The 13,342-nt window shown below is 43.7% G+C and carries 6 protein-coding genes; 4 read left to right on the top strand and 2 right to left on the bottom strand.

Annotated elements, in window-relative coordinates:
- The first annotated feature begins 15 nt into the window (after nucleotides 1-15).
- The 3 genes from KQP79_RS05045 to KQP79_RS05035 all read left to right on the top strand — a co-directional run bounded on the left by KQP79_RS05045 (nucleotide 16) and on the right by KQP79_RS05035 (nucleotide 6,448).
- Entirely contained in the window at nucleotides 16-2,340 is a 2,325-nt protein-coding gene (locus KQP79_RS05045) for a family 20 glycosylhydrolase (RefSeq protein ID WP_022199717.1), read from the top strand.
- 72 nt (nucleotides 2,341-2,412) lie between these two features.
- A complete protein-coding gene (locus tag KQP79_RS05040; RefSeq protein WP_004312052.1) occupies nucleotides 2,413-3,546 on the top strand; it encodes an acyltransferase family protein in 1,134 nt (377 codons plus the stop codon).
- Between the two features lie 22 nt (nucleotides 3,547-3,568).
- Nucleotides 3,569-6,448 carry an alpha-N-acetylgalactosaminidase gene (locus KQP79_RS05035; protein WP_138343572.1) on the top strand — a complete coding sequence of 960 codons (2,880 nt, stop codon included), beginning with the start codon at nucleotides 3,569-3,571 and terminating at the stop codon, nucleotides 6,446-6,448.
- Between the two features lie 192 nt (nucleotides 6,449-6,640).
- On the opposite strand, the gene KQP79_RS05030 is transcribed toward KQP79_RS05035, so the two are convergent.
- Complete coding sequence (locus KQP79_RS05030) at nucleotides 6,641-8,320, bottom strand: SulP family inorganic anion transporter (protein WP_004298804.1); 1,680 nt, start codon at nucleotides 8,318-8,320, stop codon at nucleotides 6,641-6,643.
- 249 nt (nucleotides 8,321-8,569) lie between these two features.
- Here KQP79_RS05030 and rbr point away from each other — a divergent pair, with 249 nt between their 5' ends.
- The gene (gene rbr / locus KQP79_RS05025) at nucleotides 8,570-9,148 is read left to right on the top strand and encodes a rubrerythrin (RefSeq protein ID WP_004312048.1); all 579 of its coding nucleotides are present in this window, start codon (nucleotides 8,570-8,572) and stop codon (nucleotides 9,146-9,148) included.
- Between the two features lie 130 nt (nucleotides 9,149-9,278).
- On the opposite strand, the gene KQP79_RS05020 is transcribed toward rbr, so the two are convergent.
- Nucleotides 9,279-13,232 carry a hybrid sensor histidine kinase/response regulator transcription factor gene (locus tag KQP79_RS05020; RefSeq protein WP_138343574.1) on the bottom strand — a complete coding sequence of 1,318 codons (3,954 nt, stop codon included), beginning with the start codon at nucleotides 13,230-13,232 and terminating at the stop codon, nucleotides 9,279-9,281.
- Between the last annotated feature and the right edge of the window lie 110 nt (nucleotides 13,233-13,342).

Here is a 13,342-nt window from a genome sequence, read left to right as displayed (position 1 = left end):
ACTGACTGTCAAACCATGACGAAATACATCTTAATCATTTGTATGCTGTTTGCATCCATATCGGGTGCATGCGCGGACAACTTGACATCACCCCCTGTTTCAATAGTTCCCCGTCCGGTGCAGGTCGTGCCGGGCGAGGGTAACTTCACCTTCTCCGCCCGAACCTTGTTTTCGGTAGAGAACCATGAGCAGGCTGTCATCGTCCGCAACTTTATAAACTTATTCAAGAGAAGTTCGGGAATAACCCCACAGTTGGCAATAGGTAGCAGTGAGAAGAGTCATGTCCGTTTTACGACTGACTCTTCTTTAAAAAGCGAAGCCTACCAGTTGGAGATTACTCCGGAGCAGATACAAGTAAAAGCATCGGATATAAAAGGCTTTTTCTATGCATTGCAGACCATCCGCCTGCTGTTGCCGTCGGCTGTCGAAGGCAACCGTCGGGTTGAGAATATCCAATGGAGCATTCCCGCGGTAACCATTCAGGATGAACCGCGCTTCGGCTATCGGGCATTGATGCTGGATGCCGCCCGCTTCTTCATTCCCAAAGAGAACGTGTTGCGTATCATCGACTGCATGGGCATGCTCAAAATCAATACGCTTCATTTCCACCTCACGGATGATAACGGCTGGCGGGTAGAAATCAAGAAATATCCCCGCCTGACGGAAGTGGGTGCATGGAGAGTGAACCGCATGGATGTTCCTTTCTATTTCCGCCGTAACGCCGAACCGGGAGAACCGACCCCTATCGGAGGATTCTATACGCAGGAAGACATCAAGGAAATGGTGGCATACGCTGCCGACCGCCAGATAGAGGTTATCCCCGAAATAGATATGCCCGCCCACAGCAACGCCGCACTGGCTGCCTATCCGCAACTGGCTTGCCCTGTGGTGAATAGTTACATTGGAGTCATTCCGGGCTTGGGCGGAGGAAGTTCGGGAGTGATTTACTGTGCCGGAAACGACAGCGCCTTTACATTTCTGCAAGATGTTCTGGACGAAGTGATGGCAATCTTCCCCTCGCGATATATTCATTTGGGAGGAGATGAGGCGCAGAAAGGATTCTGGAAGAAATGCCCGCTTTGCCGGCAGCGCATGAACAAAGAGCATCTTGCCGACGTAGAAGATCTGCAAGGTTATTTCATGAAACGGATGAGCGACTATGTACGCAGCAAGGGACGCGAAGTGATAGGTTGGGACGAACTGACAAACAGCAGTTTCCTGCCCGAAGGCGTTATTATTCAAGGTTGGCGCGGACTCGGCGCGGCTGCCTTGAAAGCTGCTGAAAAAGGACACCGGTTCATTATGACTCCTGCCCGCATCATGTACCTGATCCGCTATCAGGGCCCGCAATGGTTTGAACCCCAGACCTATTTCGGCAATAACACACTGAAGGACGTCTACGATTACGAACCTGTGCAGGCGGACTGGAAACCGGAATATGCTTCCTTACTTATAGGCGTACAGGCATCCCTATGGACGGAGTTCTGCAACAAACCGGAAGATGTGGACTATCTGCTCTTTCCCCGTCTGGCCGCCCTTGCGGAAGTGGCATGGACGAAGAAAGAACGCAAGGATTGGACTTCATTCCTGAAAGGACTGGATGTCTATAATGAACATCTGACAGCTAAAGGTATCGTCTACGCCCGTTCGATGTACAACATCCAGCATACGGTCACTCCAAACGACGGGATGCTCGAAGTGAAACTGGAATGTATCCGCCCCGACATGGAGATACATTATACGACGGATGGAAGCGAGCCTACGGCAACTTCACCGCTCTACGAAAAAATAGTGCCTGTAAAAGAGCCGCTTACACTGAAAAGTGCTACTTTTGCGCAAGGCAGGCAGATGGGAAAAACATTGATACTCCCTGTCCGGTGGAACCTGGCTACCGCCAAACCTGTATCGGGAGACAGTCCGTCTGTAAAGCTCCTGACGAACGGAATACGTGGAAGCTTGAAATATTCGGATTCCGAATGGTGCACTTGGAATGATAATGATTCCGTCTCTTTTACAATTGACCTGCTGAAGCCGGAAACGCTGAACACATTGACATTGGGCTGCATCACGAACAATGGGATGGCTATCCATAAGCCGTCGTCCGTGAAAGTGGAAGTTTCGGATGACAACTCTAGTTTCTGCGAAGCTGCCATGCGGAGTTTCACGCCCGAAGAGATTTTTCGTGAAGGAAACTTTATAGAAAACTTGCCGTTGAAGCTGAGAGGTACACAAGCGCGTTACGTACGTGTGACAGCCAAAGGCCCGGGAGTTTGTCCGGCATCTCATGTACGGCCGGGACAGGTGTCGAGAATCCTTTTTGACGAAATGATACTGGAATAAGGCAAAGGGTACAAACATGAATAAAGCGACATTGGATAAAACGATAATCAAGTTTATACAAAAGCTATACTTATGAAAAACAAATTACCGGAAAACAATTCCATCCGTCTTGCCTCATTGGATATTCTAAGAGGTTTCGATTTATTTCTCCTGGTCTTTTTTCAACCTGTATTCGTGGCATTGGCACGGCAGATGAATATGTCATTTCTCGATAGCATACTTTATCAGTTTGACCATGAGGTTTGGGAGGGATTCCGTTTCTGGGATTTGGTAATGCCGCTTTTCCTCTTTATGACGGGAGCTTCCATGCCGTTCTCACTATCGAAGTATATAGGGACTACGGGAAGTTATTGGCCTGTGTATCGGAGAATCCTGAAGCGTGTTTTTCTCCTGTTTATCTTCGGAATGATTGTTCAGGGAAACCTGCTCGGTCTGGACGCCACGCATCTTTATTTGTATTCCAATACATTGCAGTCTATTGCTGTCGGTTATCTTATTGCTGCGGTCATTCAGTTGCACTTCCCGTTCAAGTGGCAGGTAGGGATAACGTTGCTACTCCTTCTCGTCTACTGGGTTCCGATGACGTTTTTGGGGGATTTCACACCGGCGGGGAACTTTGCGGAACAAGTGGACAGATGCGTTTTAGGGCGATTCCGTGACGGTGTTTTCTGGAATGAGGACGGAACCTGGAGCTTCTCGCCATCCTACAACTATACATGGATGTGGAGCAGCCTGACATTCGGAGTGACCGTCATGCTCGGAGCGTTTGCCGGAAAGATAATGAAAGAGGGCAAGGCAAATCGGAAAAGGGTGGTGCAGACGTTGCTAGTTGTCGGACTTGCTCTTGTTGGCCTGGCGTTACTGTGGAGTTTGCAGATGCCTGTTATCAAACGTATCTGGACAGGCAGCATGACCCTGCTTTCCGGCGGCTATTGCTTTCTGCTGATGGCATTGTTCTATTACTGGATTGATTATAAAGGATATACCCGGGGATTGAACTGGCTGAAAGTGTATGGCATGAATTCCATTACGGCGTATCTGCTGGGCGAAGTTGTGAATTTCCGTTGCGTTGCCGCTTCGGTCAGTTACGGGCTCGAACAATATCTGGGTGGTTATTACTCCGTATGGCTTACCTTCGCCAATTATCTGATTGTCTTTCTCCTGTTGAGGGTGATGTATAAGCGCGGATTATTTTTAAAGGTTTGATAAATGAAAGAATAAAAATAGTATGATTAAACGAATATATTTGCTGTTGATGTTGTTTGGAGGATGTTTGTTTTCCATGAGGGCAGCTGTAAAGGAAGAGATTTATGTCAATCATATAGCAGATACTGTGGAGATTGGCAATGAATTCCTCGCTCGCAAGTTTCTGGTGAAGAATGATAAAGTCCGCACGTGCATGATTGAAAATAAGCGTATGGGGAAGGAAGTTTCCCGTATTATTCCCGAAACCATTTCGGAGGATTTTATCATCCGTACGTTGAGTGCGGATTCGGTCGTTGCGGATATTCATTCTTCTGATCTTTTCTTGCAGAGAGTACAGGTCACGGATGAAGGGAAGAACGGCAAGAAGCTGGTTTTCCATTATAAGGGCTTCCGCCATCAGGAGGTGGACTGGCAGGTGGACATGGTTCTTACATTGGAGGAAGGGAAGCACTATATGAGGAAATATCTGGAGATTACCGTCCCCGATTCGCAACGCCATCTGGCGCGTCTGGATTATATTGATTTCGAGCCGATGAGCCTTCCCGAAGGATATGCTGTCTGGACGCATCCGGTGATGGAACAGGGAGTGGGCGGTGTCAGCGGATATTACATCTCTTTGGGGCAACCGGTGTACATACAGGGCATGTTCTTCGGACTTGAATTTCCGGCTTCGGAGACGGAGATTGAGGGTGATCGGAAAGTACGTATCCGCTATTATTCGGGAAAGAGCTTTGAGATGCTTGCTTCGGAAGGCCGTCTGGCGGACAGCGGGACGTTTACCACCTGGAAAGAAGTGACCGGTGCCACCCGCAGTACGGATATGGATGTCATTCAGACGGACTTTTTCAGTTATATCCATGATATTTCCGTTCCGGTCGACTTCCGTATCCAGTACAATTCATGGTATGACTTTATGCTCGACATCAACGAGAACAATATCCTCGACTCTTTCCGTGAAGTGGAACGCGGACTGACGCAGAACGGAGTTCGTCCGATTGACTCTTATGTGGTGGACGACGGTTGGAATGCTTACGGTCCGTGGCAGGAAGAGAACAAGGCCAAATTCTGGTCGTTCAACAGCAAATTCCCGAACGAACTGTCCACCCCTTCGGATTTGTCACACCGTTTGTCCTCTAATTTCGGATTGTGGCTGGGCCCCCGCGGAGGTTATAATTATTATATCAAGTTCGCGCGGTTTCTGGAAGAAAACGGGAATGGAAAACTGAACTGCAACTCAAGTGATATTTGCACCAACCATAAGGTGTACTGCGAGAAACTGAAAATGTTTTTTCTGGACTGCCAGCAACGGTTTGACATGAATTACTGGAAACTGGACGGTTTTCTGGTTCGTCCGCCGCAACCCGACCCGCAGGGGAATTATATCTCCGGCGGTTATCAGGGAATGTGTTATGTCACCGAGCATTGGGAACGTTGGATTGATATATTTCAGGCGATGCGCGACCAGCGCGGGGCGAAAAGGAATGATTTGTGGATTAACCTGACGTGTTATGTCAACCCCAGCCCGTGGTTCTTGCAATGGGGAAACTCCGTGTGGATGCAGAACTCGCAGGACATCGGGCGGTTGAACGTAAAACGCCCGTCACAGCTTGACCAACTTTTGTCTTACAGGGACGACCGTTATTTCGATTTTGTGAAGACACGCGCGTTCCAGTTCCCTTTGGCGCATCTTTATAACCACGACCCGATTTATGGCAATACCGCCAATCTCGCCGGAAAGATGGATGATGATGAATTCCGCACTTACCTGATGATGATGGCTACCCGCGGCAGTGCTTTCTGGGAACTTTATTATAGCTATAACATGATGAACGAGGGGCAGAAATGGGTGATAAATGCCGATGTACTGCACTGGATTAACGACAACTATGAGACTCTGAAACATGCTAAACTGATAGGACAGACTCCCGCAAAAGGAACTCCTTACGGCTATTCGGCATGGTCGGGACAGGAAGGGATTATTTCTGTCCGCAACCCGTCCGATGAAGTGAAAGAGTTTACCTTCCCGCTCGACCGCACTATCGGAATGCCTGAAGGATTGAAAGGATTGCATCGTACCTATGTGTGGGCGTACCGGACGGATGAACAGAAGGCAGAGGACACGGAGAACCATTTGTTTGATTATGGCGGACAAATCTCCCTTAGTTTGCAGCCGGGTGAAGTGCGGATTTGGAAATTCAGTACCGTGCCTGATAAGGAAGCCCCTGCTCTGCGGATAGTGAAGACCACCTCTCCGACTTCCCTGACGGTCGAGCTTAATGAGCCTGTGATACTGAAAGACGGAATATTTTCCGTTTCGGGAAATGAGGTAACCGCTACTTCGCTTTCAGCGGACAGGCGTGTCGTGACACTAACATTGGCTCGTGAAATGAGAGAAGATGATAAATACCGCCTGAATATTTCGGGAGTGACAGATGACGCAGGAAATACGGAAGCATTGCGCACCGCTTTTTTCTATTTCGAGAATCAGGAGATACCTGTTTTGACAGGAGTCAGTGGCAGCGGGGATTTTAATCTGTCTTTCTGTTTGAAAACCGATAAGAACGCTGTTTCCTTGTTGCGTCAGGGAAAAGACATTTTGGTGGATTTGGATGCGGAAGGGCGGCTTGTATTCGTGGTAAAAGGGTTGAAAGTCGTATCCGGACAGGCTGTTGATGATGATAAAGAGCGCATTGTGTCTTTATGCCGTGAGAAGAATGGAATGTTGAAAATCTATCTGAATGGTGAATTGGAGCAGTCGGTTTATGATGTGGCAATAGTGAATCCGAATATTAAAGCAACTCCGGTTATTGTAAATGCTTCATTAGAGAATACTCTCGGACAGTTGAAGATTATGAATCGTGCGCTTGATTATAAAGAAAACAAGAACATGGTTCTGAAATAAAAGAGGTTGTGACTGTATCAAATAGAGGTCAGCATGATAGAATAAATGATGATAATATCCTGTTTGCAGGAGATATAGATGCTGTGTGTTGGATATATAGATCCAACACGCAGGTCATATATGCCGTACACATTGGATCTATATGTCCAATACGCACGGTATATATAGCTTGCAAGTAACTGATAAACAGCGTTATTCTACCAGACTTTTCGCTCTTTCCAATGCTACGTTGATATTCGGGCAGATATTCTCTTTTCCCAGCAACTCGTAGAATCCGGCTTTTTCCAGTACATTATGCACGTTCTCGTTGACTCCCGAAAGAATAATGGTAGTCTTTTCTTTCTGCGACATTTCGCAGAGAGCAGTCAGGTTATGAATACCTGTGGAGTCGATGAACGGAACCTTGCGCATACGGATGATACGTACTTTCGGGCGGTCTCCCAGTTGTGTCATTGTTTCTTCAAACTTGGTAGCGATGCCGAAGAAATAAGGGCCGTTGATTTCGTATACCTCTATACCTTTGGGAATCATCAGGTTTTCTTCGTGTACGGTAATATCCGATTCTTTATTCGGGTCAATCTCATCGGTAATCACCGAGATTTCGGTAGTCTCCATGACACGTTTCATAAAGAGAACGCAAGCAATCACCAATCCTACCTCGATAGCGACGGTCAGGTCGAAGATAACGGTCAGGAAGAACGTGATAAGCAGTACGGTAACGTCCGATTTCGGATTCTTCAGTAAAGCTCTGAATACACGCCATCCGCTCATGTTGTAAGATACGATGACCAGTACTCCGGCAAGGCATGCCATCGGGATATATTGTGCGAGTGGCATCAGGAAGAGCAGAATCAACAGCAATACTACTGCATGGATGATTCCGGCTATCGGTGTCTTACCCCCGTTGTTGATATTCGTCATGGTACGGGCGATGGCTCCGGTGGCAGGAATACCTCCGAACAGAGGAGCTATGATATTGGCAGCTCCCTGTGCAATCAGTTCTGTATTGGAATCGTGGCGGTCGCCTATCACACCGTCGGCTACCGTGGCAGACAGCAGCGACTCGATAGCTCCCAATACGGCAATGGTGATAGCCACCGGAAACAGTTCCCTGATAGCTTCCCAATCCAACGCAGGCACAACGGCATCGGGCAACTCCGATTTGATGGTGAAGCGGTCGCCGATTGTCTGGATGCAGTCGATCCCTCCGAAAGTTTTCATCAGGTAAACGGCTACCGTGACTACGATGATGGCAATCAGCGAGCCGGGAATTTTCTTTGAGAACTTCGGAGTGATGGCGATAATAATAATGCTGACAATACTAACGATGGTATTCCACCAGTTGATCGTGTCGAAGTGTCGGAAATAAATCAGCCACTTCCCGACGAAGTCTCCCGGCACTTTCTCGTCTCCGAAAGATAAACCGAAAATATCGGCAATCTGGGTCGTGAAAATAGTGACGGCGATACCGCTGGTAAATCCGACGATGATAGGATAAGGAATGAATTTGATGACAGCTCCCAGCTTGAACACTCCTAATAATACAAGGAGTACGCCCGCCATTAGCGTGGCTACAATCAGTCCGGCCTCGCCGTATTGTTGTATGATGCCATAGATAATGACGATAAATGCTCCCGTAGGACCGCCGATCTGGACTTTGCTGCCTCCCAACAGGGAAATGATGAATCCCGCAATGATAGCGGTGATAATACCTTTTTCGGGCGAAACTCCCGAAGCGATACCGAAAGCGATAGCCAGTGGAAGCGCTACGATACCTACGATGATGCCGGCCATCAGGTCCGCCATAAACGTTTCTTTCGAATAATTCTTTAGACAAGAAACCAGTTTGGGTTTAAATTCAAATAGCTTCATTTTTAGATGTTATTATACGTGTACTCTGTACTTTTTTGCAAAGTAGAGGTTGCAAAATTAGATAAAATAATCGAAATAAGTATGTTTTTGAACATACTATTTGTCTGTTGATAGATTTCATCAATGAGGTGATAGTTTTTATTCATTAAGAAAAGGTGGTTTATTGTGAACAAATCGTTTATATTTGCGTTATAAATAGTACGACAAGTTACGTTTGGTAATCAACCAATTTAAAATATATATAGAATTATGGCTAAGAGTATTAAAGGAACTCAAACAGAGAAAAATCTGTTGACTTCATTCGCAGGAGAATCACAGGCAAGAATGCGTTACACTTATTTCGCAAGTGTGGCTAAAAAAGAAGGCTACGAACAAATTGCAGCTATTTTCACTGAAACTGCCGATCAGGAAAAAGAACATGCAAAACGTATGTTTAAGTTCCTCGAAGGCGGTATGGTAGAAATCACTGCCAGCTATCCGGCCGGTGTAATTGGTAATACACTTGAAAATCTTCGCGCTGCCGCAGCGGGTGAACATGAAGAATGGTCACTGGATTATCCTCACTTTGCTGATGTGGCAGAACAGGAAGGTTTCCCGATGATTGCTGCTATGTACCGCAATATCTCCATCGCAGAAAAAGGTCACGAAGAAAGATATCTTGCCTTCCTGAACAATATCGAAAATATGACTGTATTCGCTAAAGAAGGCGAAGTGGTATGGCAATGCCGTAACTGCGGTTACATTGAAATCGGTAAGGAAGCTCCCGAAGTTTGTCCGGCATGTCTGCATCCACAGGCTTATTTCGAGGTGAAGAAGGAAAACTATTAATCTACGGATGGATAGATAAATCTCGGATGATTTAGATAAAGAAAATGCCGCTTGCAGTAATCTACAAGCGGCATTTTTTGGTAACGAGAAATACAAATTGCTATCTGAATGACAGATTGGCAGGATTTATCTATTGATTCCGGTAATCCTTGGGAGATACACCGTATTGCTTTAAAAACTCCCGATAGAAATAAGATTTATTAGAGAATCCACATTTGAACATAATCTCGGATACGGTCAACTTGGTTGTCCTTAATAACTTGGCTGCATATTCCAGTCTGATGCCTCGTACAAATTCACTCGGAGTCTTATCTATTATTTCTTTGAACTTCCGATATAAGGTAGCTTTGCTCACTCCTACAAATTCGGCAATAGAAGAAGGGCTTAATAACTCATCATCTATATTATTCTTTATGAAGTCTGTTACATTCTGTATTAACTCTTCGTCTTCCGGATGAAGAACAATCCCGTCTTTTACTTTCACAGAAGACATGCTGGAATTGAAATAGTCCTTTAAAAGCATTTGTCTCGACAGCAGATTCTCTATGGTGGATATCACCTGCCTCGGGTGAAATGGTTTGACGATATAAGCATCCGCACCATGGTTAAAGGTATTAATCTGGTCTTCTACAGAAGCCTTTGCCGATATTCCTATGATTGGAATATAACTTGTTTTCAAATCGGATTTCAATTTATTAATCAAGCTCAAGCCGTCCATGTTGGGCATGACAATATCACTTATAATAATATCAGGATGATTATGTTCTATCTCTTTCAAAGCCTCTACGCCGTCTTTTGCTTCGTGTATCACATAATCAAAGAGGACATCTTTCAGCAGGTCTCTGATATTCTTTTCATCTTCCACTATCAGTATGACAGTATCTTTGCGAGGGGATAAGTGATCCTGCCCGTTCTTTTCTTTCTGCAACGAATCTTTTTCATCCGTTACAACAAGTGAATGATCGGATGGCAAAGAAGGAATCACGACTGAAAATTCAACACTTTTTCCCAGTTCACTATTTACACTTATCTGCCCGCCTAATAATTCAACCAGACTCTTTGTTAGATTTAAACCTATGCCATTGCTGACAGAGTTACCCAATTTAGGAGTATCAAATATCTTATACTTATCAAATATCTCTGCCATCTGTTGTTCTGTTAATCCCTTACCGGAATTTCTTACGAGCAAGTATAAGGTTTTATCAGGCTCATTTTGTGATATCTCAACATGAATATATCCATAACGAGGAGTATATTTGAAAGCGTTCGACAGTAAATTGAATATAATTTTTTCCAAAGCATTGCGGTCGGAATAGATCTCTGACGTATCATGAGTCTCTACCTTGAAGTCTATTTTATTCTCTTTCAGGATATCCACATAATTGTTGGAAGCATATTCCATCAATGATTTTACGTTCACATTTTCAGGATGCAAATCCATATTGCTCGATTTAGTTTTACGAAACTCCATCAACTCACTAATCAGCTTCTGCATCCTTTCGGCATTATTCTTTATTATTTGGAGATATTTCTTTGTACTACCATCTAACCCGTCCTGTTCCAACAAGTGCTGTGCAGGTGTATAAATCAAAGTTAGGGGGGTAAAGAATTCATGTGCCACATTGGTGAAGAAATTGAGCCGGGATTCATAAATCTTCTGTTCATGCCGTTTCTCTACCTGGGCTATAAGAACCTGGCGGCTTAACCGTATGCGATTTTTGATAACAGACTTTGTGATGTAGAAGATAATAATGCACAATATGGCATAGATAATCAATGCAGGAACGCTAAGCCACCACGGATAACCTACTTTTATAGTTAAGCGATAAATGTTATCTCCCCATACTTTGTCGCCATTTGTGCTCTTCACTTCAAGCTGGTACTCACCCGGAGGAAGTTGGGTAAAGATAATATTCGGATTATTACCCATTTCCACCCAATCATCCGAATGGTTCTTCAAGCGATAAGCATATTCACAGTTTTCATTATTAATAAAGTCTTTGGCTATGAAATTGAAAGTCATGAATCTTTCTTCATAGCTAAGTTTCAACACTCCTTTTCTGATACGTTCATTAATGTCCTGTACCGTATTATATATCTTCAAACTACTTAATATAAGTGGAGGATTAAACTCGCGCAAATGTATATTTCGAGGATTGAAATAACTAAACCCGCTTACTCCTCCAAAGTACAAGAAGTCACGATGATCCTTGAAGAAAGCTCCATCAGAGAATTCATCATTCTGCAATCCGTCATTCAAGGTATAATTATCTATTTTATTGTTTTTTACATTCAGGCTAGACAATCCCTGGTTGGTACTGATCCATATCTTTCCTTCGTGGTCTTTTAATATTCCATGAATCGTTTTATTATTCAATTTCTCGTCGGCATATTGTATCAGGTGAAAATCATTCTCCTCCTTTTTCAATTCGTTCAGTCCATAACTTGTTCCTATCCATATACCGGTATCATCACGCAGTAAGCACAATACATCATTATTGGTGAGTAAAATCCGACTGTCCATATCCTCCAATGATTTTATGCTGTTATCTTTCATATTGATACAGTTCAAGCCTCCGCCACGTGTACCAAACCATAACATATTGTCTTCCGGATCGGATGTAATGGCATAAACAACATCGTTATTCAATGAGATATTTTTATCCGACGAATTATATTGCCTGAATCCTTTAACGTGATAACGACCTTGCTCTCTGGAAATATTTATTTTGATTAAACCATATCCTGATGTTCCCACCCATAAAAGAGAATCATTGTTCGTAAAATAAATGTTGTACACAGCCTTGAAAGGCGGATATTTATCAGGTATCTCAAGCTTTTCCAGTCGCCCTGTAGCAGCATTCAATATATTGATTCCGGTTCCTTCCGTTCCGATAAAAATGTCATTCGCTTTATTTCTTCTCAAGGCATAGACAGAATTGGAAATCAATCCTTTACTCTCATTCAGATAATCTGTCAATTCCTTCGTTGCAGGATTTAACAGTTTTATTCCGCTTCCTTTTGTTCCTATCAGAATATTACCATCTTCATCTTCACAAAAACATCTCACAGGGTGACTGGTGTGAACGGTTTCAAATAAAGAGTCGTAATGATAAAGTTGAATTAATCCTTGTCCGTCCGTTCCTATCCACAATATGTTCTGACTACCGGAATAAAGAGTGAAGACTGATAACTGACTGGATAGTTCGTTCAGGTAGGTAAAAGTATTCTTTTTTAAATCATAATGAATACATCCCCCTTCTATAAAGCTGACGTACATCTTGTTCTCTGCTAAAATAACCTGCGATACAGGTTTGCTACTATCCAGCTCAATGTATTGGGAAATTGTAAAGTCGGGATTTAAAAGGAAAAGTTTGTTGTCTTTGTTTAAGATAAATCTATCTTTCGACAGAAATATCTTATCTACAGGCGTCTGTATGTCGACTGTGCGTAAATCACTCTGTTTTCCTCCGTTAACGAGTAGATTGTAAGTCAGATGCACGGTATTTCCATTATTTAAAAGGAAAAGCATACGATCGGAATCACTCACGGAATAATCCTTTATATGACTTGCAAAGTCTGTGTTAATCGGATTAAACTCATCTTCAGAATCATTGTAGACAAAGAATCCCAGCCCCTTTATGAGGCAGATAATATCTCCTGCCGCACTCTTTCCTAAAATAAAAGACTTTTCCTGATTGGGTACTTTATTATCTGTTCTTAAATAATACCTTGTTATCTGACGGGTTCGTTTATCTAACCGATTGATTCCATTATCTGTTGCTATCCATAAACTGCCCTTACATTCGATAATCTGGCGGATAACGTTATTACTTATAGAATTCGGATTGTTTTTGCTATATCTGAATGTCGTAATTTCTCTTCCATTATATGCATTCAGTCCATCCCATGTCCCAATCCAGATTGTATGTTCTGCATCTTCCAAAATACAGTTTACTGAATTATTTGTCAGTCCGTTAACATTTGATATGTGTTTTGCCACATTAAAAGCATAAGACTTTGTGGAAGTGACAAATGCAATAATCAGAATAAAAAATAATTGTGCGTATAAGATGTTTCTCATGTAAATGAATGTTATTTATACGGTTAGGATAATAGCAAATATAAGGAATTTATTTTATTCCGCGCATATTTTCATCGGTAACGGAGGACTTATACAATTGTGGAATAGTC

Origin of the sequence: Bacteroides sp. DH3716P (genome assembly GCF_025914115.1) — a bacterium.
In the GTDB taxonomy this organism is placed as follows: Bacteria; Bacteroidota; Bacteroidia; order Bacteroidales; family Bacteroidaceae; genus Bacteroides; species Bacteroides ovatus.
This window is presented reverse-complemented; position numbering and strand designations above follow the sequence as displayed.